This is a genomic window from Shewanella mangrovisoli, from assembly GCF_019457635.1.
GTDB classification, from domain to species: domain Bacteria; phylum Pseudomonadota; class Gammaproteobacteria; order Enterobacterales; family Shewanellaceae; genus Shewanella; species Shewanella mangrovisoli.
In genome coordinates this window covers 3,494,093-3,510,268 of record NZ_CP080412.1, presented here as the reverse complement: position 1 = coordinate 3,510,268, position 16,176 = coordinate 3,494,093, and the positions used below count along the sequence as shown (strand labels likewise).

Genomic DNA, 16,176 nt, shown 5'->3' with positions numbered 1-16,176 from the left:
GATTAGCGATCGGCTTTACGTGAATACCAATTAACGGGACACTCGTATTTTTCGAGCTGCGAGTCTACGCCGAGTGTCAATGCAAACAGTGCCATACGAATTAGCAGTCCATTGTCCGCCTGTCTGAAGATAGCGAGATTAGGATGGCTGTTCAAATCATTATCTAACTCATTAGCTTGCGCACGCGAATCCCGTGGCAGCGGGTGCATGATCACAGTGTTAGATTTGCAATGTTGGGTGTAAATACTGCGATTTAAACGGAATTTTCCGCGGTATTTGTTCGCTTCTTCCTGGGATGGGAAGCGCTCTTCTTGAATGCGGGTCAGATAAAGAATGTCGGCTTTATCTAAGTGGCCTTCAAGCTGGTCTGTTATTTTGATGCTATGGCCAGCATTTTCAATGTCGGAGATCACATAGTCAGGCATTGCTAATTCAGTTGGCGAAATCAGTGTGAAGCTGATGTTCTTATACATGCACAACAGGCGCGACAGGGAATGCACGGTACGACCAAATTTTAAGTCGCCGACCATAGCGATATGCATGCCATCGATACCGCGGCCAGCATGGCCTAACTCTTTTTGAATGGTGAACAAATCGAGCAGGGCTTGGGTCGGGTGCTCGTTCGAACCATCACCACCGTTGATTACTGGAACGCGGCTACCTTCAGCAAACTCTTTCACCGAATAAGAGTCGGGGTGGCGCATCGCAATCACATCGGAATAGGTCGAGAGTACACGTGCGGTATCGTACAGAGACTCGCCCTTAGATAAGGACGAAGAGGCCATGCCTGTGGTTTCACGCACATGGCCGCCGAGTAAGTTAAAGGCACAGCCAAAACTCACGCGGGTACGGGTACTAGGCTCGAAAAACAGGTTACCTAAAATGGCGCCTTCGAGCACCTTAGTGCGCTTCTCACGAAGTGCATAGGGCATCATACGATGGGCAACATTAAAAATAGTTTGGATTGAATCAAGATCTAACTGGTTTACGGAGAGGATATGAGATCCTTCGAACTGGTTCATCAGCCTGTTTTCCAATTGCTAGGGGGCGTTAAAGTGCAATGTCGCGCTTTGTGCCCTGATGTATATGTAGGGTGGCTGAGGCGCGATTGTAACAGATGCACAGGGGCAGCGAAATAGTCGCCGCGCCCTCCCATGGATTTTTTAGGCAGCTAATACAGGATTTTGTGAATCTAAGCCCATCTTTGCAGAACTTAGACTTGGCCGGAGCGAATTTCCTGTTGTAGGTTCGACCAACTGACCACTCCCACCACGTTGTCTGGGGTGTCTTGGTAGATAAATACCTCACCATTGCGTTTGGGCGACAACAAGTTATACACCTCATCGAGGGTTTTAGTGTCACTCAGCCCCTGCATAGGATGGCGTGAGAGGGTGATGTTGTCATCGTAGGATTGCATCTCAAGGCTGAGCATTTCGATCACCCCATCGGCGTTACGCACTAGCACTGGGCGACCTTCGGCGCGCTTTAACACTTCGAGCAGCAGCTCGTCGTTGTTGTTGACGATAACAAATCGTTTATCCATCAGGGCGCGCACGCCTTTTTTCTGTAGCGCCAGATTCACCGGGGCGACTTTATAGCCTAAGCCCATAATCTCTAACTGCTTGAAGAAAATAGAGTTGGTTTTAAAACCTTGATAGGCAATTAAGAAGGCGGGAATGGTCACAAACATCGCTGGCAGAATGATACTGGCATCGTTGGTCATCTCAAGTAGCGCCACTAAGGCGGCGAGCGGCGCACTGAGGCAAACCCCCATCATCGCCGTCATGCCGATAACCGTATAGAGGCCAACGTAAGGCGCAATCGAAGGGAATAGAATGGCACTAACTAAAGCTAAGATGGCACCGATCAAGGCGCCAATACCGTAGAGTGGACCAATCAAACCTCCTGGGATCCCAAGTCCGATTGCCGCTATGGTGGCGATAATCTTGGCTGCAAGCAGGGCGATGAGTAGCAATAAACTAGGGTGCTCGCTGATGGCTTCACTGATGGCCAAATCCCCAGTGCCGAGGGCTTGTGGCAAGATTAAGCCAATCAGCGTAGTGATACTGCCCGCAAGTAATAGCCGATAAATCAGTGGCCAGTTTTGCCCAGTGGCGGTGACTTTAAGGAGCGCGTAGTTGAAGAAGGCGGCGGCGCAGCTGAGTGCAATGCCGCCCAAGGCTAAAATGGGATAGTGATCTAATGGAATATGGATCACCTGAATACGGTCAAACTCGTGCACATTACCAAAAACCAGCTGGCTGGAAACTGCGCCACAAATGGCGGACAGCATAATCGGGAAGAAGTAATGTACCTTGTATTCGCGCACTATCACTTCGAGTACAAAAATCACTGCCGCTAGCGGGGCGTTAAAGGTGGCGGCAATCCCTGCGGCAATGCCGCTGGCGCACATTATCCGCACACTATTATCGGGAAGATTAAATTTTTCGGCCAAAACACTGGCACTTACGGCGCCAAGGTGAATGGCGGGGCCTTCACGGCCCACCGAGAAATTTGTGCCTAAGGCAAACAGGGCTTGAAAAAATTGCCCTGCGGCAGATTGCAGTGGAATTTTGCCATAGTGCAATTTAACTCTATGTAATACATAGGCAATCCCCATACGCCTGTAACGTTTGGAGCCGAGTTTGGCGACAATCCAGATCAACAAGGCACCAAAAAGTGGCAACAGGGCTCGCCAGTCGGCGATGTTACCCGTAAAATCCAGCGTCTCGATTTGGGTGTAATGGTTCGCCCACAGGAGCAAGAGTCGAAACAACAGGATCACGCAGGAGGCGAAGATGGCGAATAGCAAGGCCAGTAAGCACAACTGCGCACTGATCTTGGCTTGGGATAAATGATCGCGCAGCTCGTTAGTTAAGTACTTTTTAGCTGTGCTGATGGCGTCTTGAATCGCGGCTTTATTTATCGTTAATTGCACTGCATTGGCCTGAGTTGTATTGTATCGAACTCGTTCTTGAGTTGATTGTATTTTATATAAGGGGCTGTTACCTAATGCCAAATTATCATCGTTGGCTAGATCGGCTGCAAGTCATGGATTTAAAGTATCGTCCATCGACCAAGTATTTATTGTCGTTAGTCTTAGTGGCATTTCTGTTAGGGGCTTGGGTGAGCTTTATTGTGCTCAACAGTGACGAGCCCGTCGTAAAGCATATTGGCGGCGGTAAGCTGCAACGTGTTACCGCCGAACTTGAGGCGCAAACCCAGGAACTCGCGACCCGCAATTTAGAATTATCTGTCGAGCGTGAAGCCAATGCGCAAATGCAAGATATGTTTGCGCAGCAGATGAAAAAGCAAAAAGAGCTAGAGCACGAATTAGCCTTTTATCGCAGTATTATGTCGCCGGATGACAATGCCGAAGGGGTGGCTATCCACGGTTTGGAGATGACACCGGGTGCCTTGGCAGACGAGTATAATTTCAAGTTGATTTTGACTCAGCTGCAAAAGCGTAAGCAGGCTATTCAAGGTCGTACCGAAATCACCCTTATTGGTGTGCAAGACGGAAAATCCGTTGAGTTAAGTGTGAACAAACTCACGGGTTCTAAGCTCGAATTTGATTTTCGCTATTTTCAGGTCATAGATACCAAAGTTACTGTGCCTGCAGGGTTTAATGTGGTGCAGGTCAAAGTCAAAGTGGTGGTGCCTTCGAGCCGCTGGACCAAAAATTCGCAGACAGAGCATGTCTATAGTGTCCCTGAGCTTTTACAGGGTGAAAAAGAACCGCGGGTAATACTTGAACAAAATAGTCAGGTAACGGATAATTTGCCCCAGAAAACTGATGTAAGAGGTAGTAATGACTGATCAAGCTGACGCAGCAATGCCTATCAAATTTACCGATGCGGCAGCCGCTAAGGTAAAAGGCTTGTTGGAAGAAGAGCAAAATCCTGCACTTAAACTACGTGTGTATGTGACGGGTGGTGGTTGTTCTGGATTTCAGTACGGCTTTACCTTTGATGAAAAGGTCAACGAAGGCGACTTCACCGTTGAGAAGCAAGGCGTCCAATTGGTCGTCGATCCCATGAGCTTACAATACCTCGTTGGCGGTGAAGTGGATTACACTTCTGGTCTCGAAGGTTCGCGTTTCTTTGTGAAGAACCCAAATGCGACAACGACTTGTGGTTGTGGCGCAAGTTTCTCTGTGTAAGTTTGTTCTACGAATGTAGTGAACTGATATAGAAGATAAAAAAGCCGTCGAAATGACGGCTTTTTTGTTGGTCTTTCCTGTGCTGCTAGTATTGGCAAAGCAAGGCGTAATCGCCTTGCTTTGGAGTTAATTCATAATATTCAGATTAAGCTTAGGTTTAAACCAAGCCTTCACTTTCTTATCGAATGCCACCCACACCTGCAATAAAGATAAGACAATCAACACGATAAAAATCACGTAGTCGGGCAGCTTTTCTTGCCACTCGCCAAGATGCACTGTGGTGGGCCCTGCGACTAGGTTATCAGGATCATAAAGGATCACAGGTAACATGCTGACTAGCGCCAATTGCACTAAGGTGTAACCCCTTAACATAATCAACCCAGCCTTTTGGCGACCGATAATCCCGAGCACCATCAATAGGGTTAACAGGCAGAAAAGTACCCCTTGTTTGGCAATTAAGCCGCTTACCGATGCTGCGACATAGAGTAGCAGCAAGGCAATTAAGCGTTTAGGTAAACGGGCTTTAGCAAAGGGCGGCGTAGCCTGTGTTGCCAAAGAGGATTCTTGCTCGTTCAGCGACATTGTGGTTTGCCCTTATGGATTAGTGGCTTTGTTTAGTGACTAAACGTTGATCTAATTCATAGGGTGGAATGACCACACCTAAGTCATCTTGCACAGGGAATACGGCAACGAACAGATCGTCTTCTTCCATGCCAGGCACCCATCTTTCATGCCATTCATCATAGGGAATCGCTAAGGTTTGGCAGTCACTCCAGTCATCGACTGCCCATGACTCGGCCGCTTCTTCGGTTGGCCACATTGGGATGCAATCTTCATCTTCTGTGGTCAGCATGACGCAACCATCTTGGTCCTGTAGCGTCCATAACACTTTGTGTTGTTTAACTTGTTCAACGAGGTAATCGTAACGACCTTCTGGAGTCATGCCAGCGGCTTCTGCAAAGGTTTTAACAGTCTTGCTCATGAAAATATCTCTTATGCGTGAATAGGGCGAAGCCTGTTGTGCCACTCATGTATAGCGTCAGCACAGCAAAACTCACCAGTTGGCAAGATGGTAACATTAGAGCGGGGTTTGAAAAAGCACAACAGCGCCGCGAAGGCGCTGTTGCTAGCGGGGAATTACTCTGCAGCGTTGAAATAACGGTAAATCATACCGGCGAGAACGGCACCTACGATAGGAGCGACCCAGAATATCCACAGTTGTGATACGGCCCAATCGCCAACAAAAAGCGCAGGGCCAGTACTGCGAGCCGGATTGACCGAGGTGTTTGATACGGGAATGCTGATCAAGTGTATAAGGGTTAAACACAGACCAATCGCAATCGGCGCAAAGCCTTTAGGTGCACGCTCATCGGTCGCCCCTAAAATCACCAATAAGAAGAACAAGGTCATCACGATTTCGCAGATTAACACCGACATCATGCTGTAACCGCCGGGGGAATGTTCGCCAAAGCCGTTAGAAGCAAAGCCCGCCGCGAGACTAAAACCTTCTTGCCCTGAGGCGATTGCGTACAAGACACCCGCGCCGACAATACTACCCGCCACTTGGGCAATGATATAAGGCAGCAACTCCGATGCCGGAAAACGTCCGCCAGCCCAGAGTCCAAAGGATACCGCGGGGTTTAAGTGGCAACCTGAAATATGACCAATGGCAAACGCCATGGTCAGAACCGTTAAACCAAAGGCTAACGCCACCCCGAGTAAGCCTATGCCGACTTCTGGAAAGGCTGCCGCCAGCACAGCGCTGCCGCAGCCGCCGAGAACGAGCCACAGAGTGCCCAAAAATTCTGCCGCCATTTTTTGTGACATATTCATTGATTGATTTCCTATTCAGTCGATTTATGCGGACATACGCTTCGCATTCTTTGCATAAACCTTTGTTTATCTTGCTGGTTAAGTCGAGCTAGATAAATAACCATTCCCTTAATTGATATGTTTGCGCGCCAAGAGTGTGCAGGCACGAGTTGGCCTTCACAGTGAGTCAGTTGTGTATTTACTGCTTAGTTAACAATCACTTTAGCGAGTTTAGATGACACAACTGTGATCAAGCATAGATGGGTTTTTATATTGTGCATTTTTGAACGACTGTCATTGGTGCTATTTAAAGCATTTTTAGGCATCGTCTCTGCTGTTTTGTTACGTCTTATTGCGCCCCTGTTCGGTAAAAATGCAGTGGAACGCTAACTGCCACACGAAGATTTTTAGTATTTTCAATAGTCGATTTATTCTCTTTGCTTTTCTTTAATGTATTGAAAATAAATGAATAGATATTTAATAGATATAAAACGGGGAAAGAAACGAGGGACAGATGATTGCCGCTCTTCACTCGGCAAAGTACAAGGTTTTGGTTGCTGAAATGTTAATTGTGTTTTTGTGGTGTTGCTACCTCATATTCAAAGAACTTGATGAACATGAATAAGAAAACACGGTTAGCCGGATGAAGTAACAGCTCCAAATAACAACAAGAATGGCTTGCGCTGTAAAAGTGAAGGTGGGAAGGATGAAGAAGAAATTATTGACCTTGGCAATCCAAGCTTCGATGTTTGGTATTGCTCCTTCGGTAGCTTGGGCTGCCGATCCAATTGAAGTGAATGCGGTGAATGAGAGCGCTAATCGGGTTGAAGTCGAGGTAGCGGATAAGCAAGAAAGCATCGAAAAAGTCACAGTCACGGGCTCGCGGATTAAGCGCGACAGCTTTTCCCTTAGCACTCCATTGCAGGGCTTAGATGCGAAAGATATCGCCGATAGCGGTATTGGCTCATTGGCGGATATTTTAGTTGATCAAATTCCAGCGTTGTCGGAAGGCGTGAGCAGTACAAATAGCCAATCGAGCGTGCAAAATACGGGTCTTTCAACCATTGATTTACGTGACTTAGGAACGGATCGCACCCTGACCTTGATCGATGGTCGCCGCGTAGTATCAAACAGTTACAGCGGTAACTATGTCAGCTTAAGCACGATTCCTGCCGCTATGGTCGATAAGGTCGAAATCATTACCGGCGGGGCGTCGGCTGTTTATGGTTCCGATGCGATTGCCGGGGTGGTGAACATTATCACTCAGCAGAACAAGACAGGCTTTGAGATTAACGCACGTGGCGGTGAAACCACCGAAGGTGGTGGTCGTGAAACCACAGTCGATGTAGGTTATGGCACTGATTTCAATGGCGATAAAGGTTATATATTCGCCAGTGCGACTTACGATAAACAACATGGCTTATTTGCGACCGACAGGGAAAGAGCCCTGTATGAGTCAAGTTTTGCCTACGATGAAAAGCAAATGTGTAATGCCATGAACACTGTCGATGGCGACCAGTGTATGCGCGATATTACCCGAGACGACTGGCGCGAGCGCAGTAATGACATCGTCGGTGGCCGCTTTAAATCAAACTCTTGGTGGTACGATGGCACCGAGCTTAAAACCGACTTTAAAGAAGAGCGTGATGGTTATAACGGTTACACCACAGGTTTATTAAAGGTCCCCGAGGATACCTTGGCCGCTGCGGTCAAAATGAATTATGACCTCAGCGACGATGTGCGCGCGAATGTGCAAGTGCAGTTTAGCCGCAATAATGCGTTTCGTCGTACCGATGCCGAAGGCCAAGACTATAACGACGCTGAACTCTATATCGACCCTGTGACGGGTCTACCTGGTACTATTGCTGCGGGCAGTATTTCACCAAACAATCCTTATGTGCCTGCCGAAATTGCCGCGACAGCTGGCAAGAGCATCACTTGGGATCGCCGCTTCCAAGAGGTTGGCCCCGTTGAGAGCGATAACGAGCGCACTACTTTGCGTACTTGGGCGGGATTGCAGGGCAACCTATTTGAAACTTGGACCTGGGATGCCTCACTGGGTTACGGTAAGTTTGAACAGCGTCAGCGCCGCAGCAATGAGATCAGTATTCGTCGTCTGCAATATGCCTTGGATGCTGAATACGCCGCCGATGGTGTGACTATCCAATGTGCCAGTGAAGAGGCTAGAGCCGAGGGCTGTGTTCCCGTCAATATCTTTGGGGAAGGTTCAATCAGTAAGGAAGGGGCGGACTATATTCGCGCCAATCCCTATATCAACACGGATATCACGCAATTCAATGCCCTAGGATTTATCTCGGGTGAATTGTTTGAATTACCGGCTGGTGGCGTGCAGTCAGCATTCGGGGTCGAGTATCGCCGTGATACTCAAGCCGTCGATACCGATAAAGCGATGCGTGGCGATGCGATTACCTTTAACGACGTGCCGCCATTCGAAGGGGATGTAACCGTATGGGAAGCCTTTGGTGAAGCGAATCTTCCTTTGTTAAGGGATGAGGCTTTTGCTAATAAGCTCGACCTAGACGTGTCATTGCGTTTAGCGGATTACAGCCAGAAAAACATCGACTTAATGTCTAGCTATCGCGCGGGGCTCCTGTGGGAGCCTATTGCCAACTATGCCCTACGTGCTAACTACTCTCGCTCACAACGTGCGCCGAATATTACAGAACTGATTTCTCCACCCCGTGGAGATTACGACAGTATTCGCGATATTTGTGATGGGGTAACTGCAACCTCAACTGGGGCTGGGCATGATAGTTGCCGCCAAGATCCTGGTATTGCAGCCGCAATTGCGACTAACGGTGTCTTTGAGGATGAAGGTGGTTCTAAATATTCGCCGAACGCTGGTAACGAAAACCTCACCGAGGAAACTGCGGATACCTATACCTTAGGCTTTACTATGGCGCCAGCCTTCCTCGAAGGCTTTAATCTGGCGGTTGATTATTACGATATTAAAGTCACCGATGCCATTGGTTCATTAAGCAACGAGGATATTCTGGCCGAATGTTATAACTCGAGTAATCCTTATGGTGCCGATAACGAGTACTGTCAGGTCATCAGCCGTGATACTGAAGGGCAAATCACTCAGGTTATCCAACAGGAACAGAACCTGAATGACATTGTCACCCGTGGTGTTGATATCGCCATGGCCTACGAGTGGCAGTTAGACGGATACGGTGAACTCAGCTTAAAAACTAACTGGACCCATGTGTTGGAATTTAGCACTAGCTACTACGGCGCCGATGGTTTAGTTGAAGATGACTACGTGGGTGAACTTGCCAGCGGGATTTTTGAGGACAGAGGCGCAATTTCATTAACCTGGAGCAATGATGATTGGCGTGTTCGTTGGAGCGCTAAGTATAAGAGCGCCATGGTTGATAGCCACGATAGAGTTGAAGAGTGGAATGTGCTGAAAGCCGAAAACCAAGCCAAACTCGATGCGGGTGATGCCAGTGCGGTGGCGAATCCCGAAACGCCCGCATTCCTATTCTACAGCTCGTATATCACCCACGATTTGTCGGTGTCTTACACTATGGACGTGAGTCAGGCTGAATTACGTTTATACGGCGGTGTGCGCAATATTTTCGACAATCAGGGCCCTTGGGTAGCCGATACTGGTGATTTAGTCGAAACGGGTAATGGTAACTACAGCAGCGCCTATGGTGGTGGTGTTGGTCGCTATGCCTACCTAGGTGCAGAGCTTAAGTTCTAATATCATTGAACAGATACTAATTGCTTAAGTTTGCTCAACCGCATGTGGCTCCCTGCATGCGGTTTTTTATTGCCTATAACCGCAAGATATTCACATCAATAGGTTAGTCGCAATAGGTTAGGCACAAGCATCAAGCCTTCAATGGGATAGGCTGACACAGACCTTTGATACTTCTTCTGTAGAGAAGCGCTTAACGTTAACTCTTTCAGTCAGAGCTTGAATGAGTGCTGACTTGGAGTAAGCCGACTAACGGGGAATCGTAAAAAGGCCAAAAAGACAAAGGCTAAAGAGACAAAGCTTCGGCGCATAAGTGAGGGGGAGAGATACTTGCTTAAATACTGAATAAACACAGCGTTTAGGGATAAGTGATAGCAGTAACTTGCTAGATGATTGGCGGCTTATAATGCCGCCTATCATCTGATGGTGTGTTCTTGTGGAATGCTAAGCGCTTACTTCGCTCTTTGGCTTACAGGTTAGTGGATAGGCAGATTTGCCTTTAAGAACTGGCTTTGTTCCCAGAGCAAGTGTTCTAAGGATTCCTTAGCCGCATAACCGTGTCCTTCAAAGGGCAGGATAACTAATCTTGCTTTACCGCCAAGGCCTTGAATGGCATCAAATAGTCGCTCCGATTGCAGCGGGAAAGTGCCTGAATTTTGATCCATCTCTCCGTGAACTAATAGCAAGGGCGATTTGATGTTATCGGCATAATTAAATGGTGACATTTGTTGATAAATATCATTGGCTTGCCAGTAGTAACGCTCCTCATTTTGAAAGCCAAAAGGCGTTAGACTGCGATTATAGGCACCGCTACGGGCAATGCCTGCATAGAATAAATCCGTATGGGCGAGCAAGTTCGCCACCATAAAGGCCCCGTAGGAGTGTCCACCCACGGCGATTTGTTTGCGATCGGCAATGCCTAAATCGACCAAGGTATTGACAGCCGCCTGCGCGTTGGCGACGAGTTGTTCGCGAAAGCTGTCATTGGGCTCTTTATCCCCTTGAGCGATGATGGGCATAGAGACTTTATCAAATACCGCAAAGCCTTCGGCGACTAAAGGAATTGGGCCCCTTGGACTGATGCTGGGATATTGGTTGGCGCTAAAGCTGATTTGGCCCGCGACATCGGGATCGTTAAATTCCCGCGGATAAGCCCACATCAACACGGGTAAGGTGCCTTGCTCCTTGGTGTAATTGGCGGGTAAGTAGAGAGTGCCTGAGAGGGGCACGCCATCGGCTCTTTTGTAGGTGATCAGCTGCTTCTGCATCCCCCGATACGCACTCAATTCATCGGCCTGTTGGTAGAGCACACGTTCTTTGGCGCCATCGATTAAGACGAGGCTTGGGGCTTCAGTCGGGCTTTCACGGTTGATAATCAGTTGTAAGGGCTCAAGATTGAGCACATAGCGCACCGATTCTAATTGCTTGGTTGCAGATTGCCATAACAGTGAGGATTCCCCGGTAGCGAGTGAGGTGCGTTTTAAAAATGGCTTATCTCCCTGAGGCGATGCCCCTTGGCCGTAGTGAATAACCCCTGCTGTTTGTGCCTGCTGCACGCGGATCACTTGCCCTTTGCCTTGGGTATATTCTCTGGGGAATTTTCCAAGCTCTTGATATTTATCGCGCAGATTACGTTCGTTCAAGGTATACAACGGACTTTCCCCAAGGTGGGTGTCTAGGCGACTCAGTCGCAGTAACTGTGCTTTGCTATTGCGCTGGCTCACTAAGGCGATGTTTTTTTCCGCCCAGTCGATATCGATGATCCGCCAAGGGGTTTTGGCGATGAGTTTGGCCTTTTGAGTAAAGGGGGCATCGAGTTGCCATAGGCTATCCCGTAGCGGCGCCTCTTGCTGGCTATCGCCCTGATCTAAAGCCTCGGTAAAGGCTAAGGTTGCGCCTCGCCCTTGAACCCAATGGAACATGCGAGGGCCGGGTAAAACAGAGTCTCTTCCTTGGGGCTTAGATTCTCCACTCTGGCTTTGGTACAGTTGCGTAATGCGTTGACCATCAAGATTATAAATCTCTGTTAAGGTTGGAAAATCATAATACTTTACTTGGGTAGAGAAGGGCGTGGTGAGCTGACTGGTTAAGATATATTGACCATCTGGCGACAGCGAAAAATCCTCAAAAATGCCCGGCGCGGCAATATTTGTCAGCTTGCCATCTATATCCACAAGGGCCAGTTGACTGGTCGTCAGTTGGCTAAAGCGTTGTTTGTCAGCGCTGGTTTTCAATAAGTCTTGATAGGTGCGCTGCGGGCTTTGTTTGCCCGAGGTTTCTTTGGTTTTCGGTGCGTAAACGGTAGGAGCCATGCTTGCGTTGGCATTTAAGGCGATTACAAAGCGAGCAAGCAGGCTGCTATTGTTAGCCCATTGATAATCAAGGCTAATCGTGCCATTTAATCGGTTGTCTGTTAGGCGCTTGTGGCGGTCTTGAGCGATGTCGTAAACATATAAGTAACCCCCCTCTGGTGTTAGGCTGACATAGGACAAATAGCGACTGTCGGGGGAAAATTGCGGCTCGGTGATATCGTGGCCACCGGGCAAGCTTATCAGCCGTTGCCGATTATCCTGAATATTAATCAGCCTGAGTTGGTGGTAGCGCTGGGTTATACGGCTCGGTAAATATTGCTCGGCGGCGATACGTAATCCTGCCAACTTCTGCTCTGGCTGGGCCAGTGTGGCAATGCTCGGCGCCGCAATTGGGCTGAGTAATGCCAGCCACTGATGATCGTTTGATAGTTGAGTCGTGAGATCCGCGTTATGCGAAATGGTTTGTTGCAGTGCGGGGGAAGGTTTCTGGTAGTCCTGCGCTAAGGTGTTGGGGATAAAAATCAGGCATAGCATAGTCCAGATGCCGATCAAGGTTAAGCGAAGCATACTTGGGTTCCTAGCAAAGTAAATTACCCCTGCTGAGATGAGTTAACCGCAGGAGTAAGGCTTTGACTCTTATGTTGTTATTGGTCAATCAGTTGTAAGTAATCTGTTGCCGTATCGCAATCTATCCCGGCTCGTTTCTATATTGTTTAAATCTCTATTTTAGATTTTTAATTAGCTAATATTTTGAATTTTATATAGTTAGTTTAAAACATTGGATTGCCATCTTTGTTAAGACTTAGGTAGTATCTAGCCAGACGATGTACTCATTACCCTAACCATAAAAAGACGAATAGCGAAGGTGTGAGAAAAATGAAGGATAAGAGTAAGTTGGGTTTTTGCTTGGGGAATTGTCGTATTGACCCTTCCGATAACTCAATTTTATTTCACACGCAGGGGGATGAAACCTCCTCGCATGAATCCGCTAAAGTGTCGCTTCAACCTAAGTTTATTGAAGTGCTTAGCTATCTTGCCCTGCGTTATCCTCATGTGGTTACCCGCGATGAGTTGATTACTCAAGTGTGGGAAGGCAATGCCTACGTCGGCACTAAGGCACTCACGAATGCCATTTGGCATTTACGGCAGCAATTATCGCCTCTAGACGTGGAGGGTGGTGTGATTGAGACAGTGCGTAAGGCTGGCTATCGCTTGTTGTTACCGCCTATCTACGATCAACTCGACGTTACCGAAGAAGATATACGGCAGACCACTGAGACTAAATTGCAATATGCCAATCAGCGTCTGCGTTTAATGGCGATGGTGCTGGGGGCCGTGGCTGTTGTCAGTAGTTTATTTATTGGTATGCATTTATATCAAGATAAACAGCGGATGACGGATACCCAAATGACGGTGCTGACTCGAGATCCGGGCTCTGAGCGTTATCCAAGGTTATCCCACGATAGGCGTTGGCTTGTGTATGGCGCGAGTCGTCCTGGGGTGACATCTAGTCTGTATCTTAAAGATTTTAAACGTGAAGATGTTCCCGCCCGTCAGTTAACCCCTTCAACATCGGCTGAGTTGCGTGCAGTGTGGAGCTTAGATGATACCAAGCTGTTTTTTGCCTCCCGCAGCCACGCGACGGGAAAGTGCACTATTACTCAATTGACTTTAGCGACCAATGAGATGCTAGCCCTAGCGCCCTGTAGCACGGATATGGCGGCGATAGATATTTCCCCTGATGGTCAATATCTTGCTTATATCTCCTCCCACGAGGCGGATAAAGTGGGGGGGATTTACCGCTTAACTTTAGCCAAAGCGGACGCTAAGGCTGAAAGATTATCCTGCGAAAGCCAGTGTAATTATGAGGACCGAGATTTAGCCTTTAGCCCCGATGGTAAATGGCTCGCGATAGCGAGGCGCTTTAGTAATATCTCTGAGGATATTTTTATTCGCGACTTAGCCAATGCCAATGAAAAACGCTTAACCCAAGGACTAGAAGATATTCGCGGCTTAAGCTGGACGCCCAACAGTCAGGCGTTAGTGTTTGCCACGGAAGACTCTGGTAGTCGCAACGGTTTTACTATCGATATCGAAACGGCCCATATTCGGCCACTCGATGTCGAAGGTATGAGTTATCCCAGTAGCGTATCCGATGAGGGCGAGTTGGTTTATCACCAGTATCGTCGGCAATTCCAAATGGCGTATTTTTCCCTCGGGGATAAAGTGCCGGGCAGTTTGTTTCCACTGCTGTATTCCGGCATTAGCCACCGTAATCCCCATTATTCCCCAGAGGCGGGGCGAATCGTGTTTGTCTCTAGCGATACTGGCTATAACGAGATTTGGACCTCGGATATCAAGGGGCAAAAACTGGAGCAACACACTCAGCTTAAGTCGCGTGTCGCTTATCCGCGTTGGTCACCCGACGGTTCTAAAATTGCCTTTATCGCCCCCGATGATCGCAATGAAGGCAATCGCATTTTTATTTTAGATTTAACCAATAAGAACATTACCGCCTTAGCTTCGAGTTATCACAACCATGGTCGCCCCAGCTGGAATTGGCAGGGTACTGCGGTATTCGCATCGACCAGCGATGGTATCACCGAGTTTTATTTAGATAACAGTGCGCCCAAGGTGATAAGCCCTCTGAGTATGGCGGTGGGATTTGCCAAGTCGGCAACCGAGTTGGTGTTTAGTCGTTACGGGGTGAATGGACTCTGGTTGATTAATCTCGCGCAGCCAGAAGAGGTAACACAGCTCATTTCCAGCAAAGTGTTTCGATCCGGTAATAATTGGGCAATGACAGCGGATGGGGTGTATTTCAAATCCAGTAATGGCAATGAGCAGCGATTAAATTACTGGGAGGCGAGCAGCCAGCAAGTCACGCCACTCCTTAGGGTGCCCCGCTCGAGCCTAAGCGGGTTTGGCTCCATGACCTATATTCCGGAGTCAAACCGCTTAGTGATGACGCTCGATGGCTTTCCGCAGCGGGATATCATCTTACTTAAACACAAACTATTTCAGTAGGTTTGAGCTTTACTTAGCGCTAAAGCGTCCACCCAATACAGCTTCGCGTGAGGCGCCTGTGACTGCTGGCAGGTTGGCGGGCAAACCTAAATGGTGGCGCATTGCGAGCCACGCAAAGGCGATGCCTTCGGCCCATTTAGGGTCGACGCCGAGTGCAGAGGTGGTATCTATGTGATAATCCGGCAGTAGCGCCGCTAAGCGCTGCATCAACTCGGTATTAAAGGCGCCGCCACCGCAGACAAATAGCTCTCCCACAGGGGCGAGTTTAAGGATATCGCGGGCGATACTGTGGCAGGTTAAATCGAGTAATGTCGATTGGATATCTTCTTCATCCAGTTGATTAAACTGTGATAGTTGCTGCTCTAACCAGGCCTGATTAAATAATTCGCGTCCCGTGCTCTTGGGATAGGCGAGGGAGAAATAAGGGTGCGATAGCAACTGCGCCAGTAGCTGTGGGTCGGTTTTGCCCGAGGCGGCCCATTCACCGTTTTTGTCATAGGGCTCATTTTTCACTTGCTGGATCCAGGCATCAATCAGCGTATTGCCAGGCCCAGTGTCGAAGCCTAAGACCTCTTCACGGTTCCCGGTCAGATAGGTGATGTTGGCAATGCCGCCAATATTGAGGATCACGCGCTTTTTACCCACTTGGGCAAAGGTTTGCTGGTGGAAGGCGGGTACTAAGGGCGCGCCTTGGCCACCTAAGGCGATGTCTTTACGACGAAAATCGGCAATCACATCGATGCCAGTCTCGGTTGCTATGGTGTTGGGATCGCCAATTTGCAGGGTAAAACCCACCTCGAGGTTTGGCATGTGGCGCACTGTCTGGCCATGGCTACCAATGGCAATGATGTCTTCTTTGGCTATCTGGGCTTTGGCGAGCAAGTTATTGACGGCGAGGGCAAATAATTTACCGACACTACGATCGAGGCGGCCGAGGCGGTTGATCTCATCATTGCCAGGCAGGCATAAACGCTGCAATCCCTTAAGCAAATGGCTCGGGATCGCCTCGGTATGCGTTGCGATAAGCTGTGGCTGCTCGCCCGCAAAGTCGACTAACACCGCATCGACGCCGTCCATGCTGGTGCCAGACATCAGTCCAATATAATAAGCCTTGTTCATATGAGGGGATCCGTCCG

Annotated in this window: 11 protein-coding genes; 4 read left to right on the top strand and 7 right to left on the bottom strand. The window is 48.6% G+C overall.

The window, feature by feature from the left end; genetic code table 11:
• Window positions 1-2: 2 nt before the first annotated feature.
• Window positions 3-1,022 carry an aspartate carbamoyltransferase gene (locus tag K0H60_RS15370; protein ID WP_011717911.1) on the bottom strand — a complete coding sequence of 340 codons (1,020 nt, stop codon included), beginning with the start codon at window positions 1,020-1,022 and terminating at the stop codon, window positions 3-5.
• A 191-nt stretch (window positions 1,023-1,213) separates the two neighbouring features.
• Window positions 1,214-2,938 carry a chloride channel protein gene (locus K0H60_RS15365; RefSeq protein WP_220056260.1) on the bottom strand — a complete coding sequence of 575 codons (1,725 nt, stop codon included), beginning with the start codon at window positions 2,936-2,938 and terminating at the stop codon, window positions 1,214-1,216.
• Window positions 2,939-3,012: 74 nt separating this feature from the next.
• On the opposite strand from K0H60_RS15365, the gene K0H60_RS15360 reads away from it, so the two are divergent.
• The gene (locus tag K0H60_RS15360; protein WP_011717910.1) at window positions 3,013-3,819 is read left to right on the top strand and encodes a DUF6776 family protein; all 807 of its coding nucleotides are present in this window, start codon (window positions 3,013-3,015) and stop codon (window positions 3,817-3,819) included.
• The gene (gene erpA / locus K0H60_RS15355) at window positions 3,812-4,162 is read left to right on the top strand and encodes an iron-sulfur cluster insertion protein ErpA (RefSeq protein WP_011623639.1); all 351 of its coding nucleotides are present in this window, start codon (window positions 3,812-3,814) and stop codon (window positions 4,160-4,162) included. Before K0H60_RS15360 ends, erpA begins: the two co-directional genes overlap by 8 nt.
• A gap of 126 nt (window positions 4,163-4,288) precedes the next feature.
• Here the strand turns inward: erpA and K0H60_RS15350 are convergent, their stop codons facing one another.
• The 3 genes from K0H60_RS15350 to aqpZ form a co-directional block, all read right to left on the bottom strand.
• The gene (locus tag K0H60_RS15350) at window positions 4,289-4,744 is read right to left on the bottom strand and encodes a hypothetical protein (RefSeq protein WP_220056259.1); all 456 of its coding nucleotides are present in this window, start codon (window positions 4,742-4,744) and stop codon (window positions 4,289-4,291) included.
• Window positions 4,745-4,763: 19 nt separating this feature from the next.
• Window positions 4,764-5,144 carry a DUF2750 domain-containing protein gene (locus K0H60_RS15345; RefSeq protein ID WP_011717908.1) on the bottom strand — a complete coding sequence of 127 codons (381 nt, stop codon included), beginning with the start codon at window positions 5,142-5,144 and terminating at the stop codon, window positions 4,764-4,766.
• A gap of 155 nt (window positions 5,145-5,299) precedes the next feature.
• Window positions 5,300-5,995, bottom strand: coding sequence for an aquaporin Z (aqpZ, locus tag K0H60_RS15340; protein WP_220056258.1), 696 nt, complete (start codon window positions 5,993-5,995; stop codon window positions 5,300-5,302).
• 685 nt (window positions 5,996-6,680) lie between these two features.
• Here aqpZ and K0H60_RS15335 point away from each other — a divergent pair.
• Entirely contained in the window at window positions 6,681-9,704 is a 3,024-nt protein-coding gene (locus tag K0H60_RS15335) for a TonB-dependent receptor plug domain-containing protein (RefSeq protein WP_220056257.1), read from the top strand.
• A gap of 473 nt (window positions 9,705-10,177) precedes the next feature.
• Here K0H60_RS15335 and K0H60_RS15330 read toward each other — a convergent pair whose 3' ends face one another.
• The gene (locus K0H60_RS15330) at window positions 10,178-12,580 is read right to left on the bottom strand and encodes an alpha/beta hydrolase family protein (protein WP_220056256.1); all 2,403 of its coding nucleotides are present in this window, start codon (window positions 12,578-12,580) and stop codon (window positions 10,178-10,180) included.
• A 426-nt stretch (window positions 12,581-13,006) separates the two neighbouring features.
• On the opposite strand from K0H60_RS15330, the gene K0H60_RS15325 reads away from it, so the two are divergent.
• Window positions 13,007-15,040 carry a winged helix-turn-helix domain-containing protein gene (locus K0H60_RS15325; protein ID WP_258405751.1) on the top strand — a complete coding sequence of 678 codons (2,034 nt, stop codon included), beginning with the start codon at window positions 13,007-13,009 and terminating at the stop codon, window positions 15,038-15,040.
• 9 nt (window positions 15,041-15,049) lie between these two features.
• On the opposite strand, the gene K0H60_RS15320 is transcribed toward K0H60_RS15325, so the two are convergent.
• Window positions 15,050-16,159 carry an anhydro-N-acetylmuramic acid kinase gene (locus K0H60_RS15320; RefSeq protein ID WP_220056254.1) on the bottom strand — a complete coding sequence of 370 codons (1,110 nt, stop codon included), beginning with the start codon at window positions 16,157-16,159 and terminating at the stop codon, window positions 15,050-15,052.
• Window positions 16,160-16,176 lie beyond the last annotated feature (17 nt).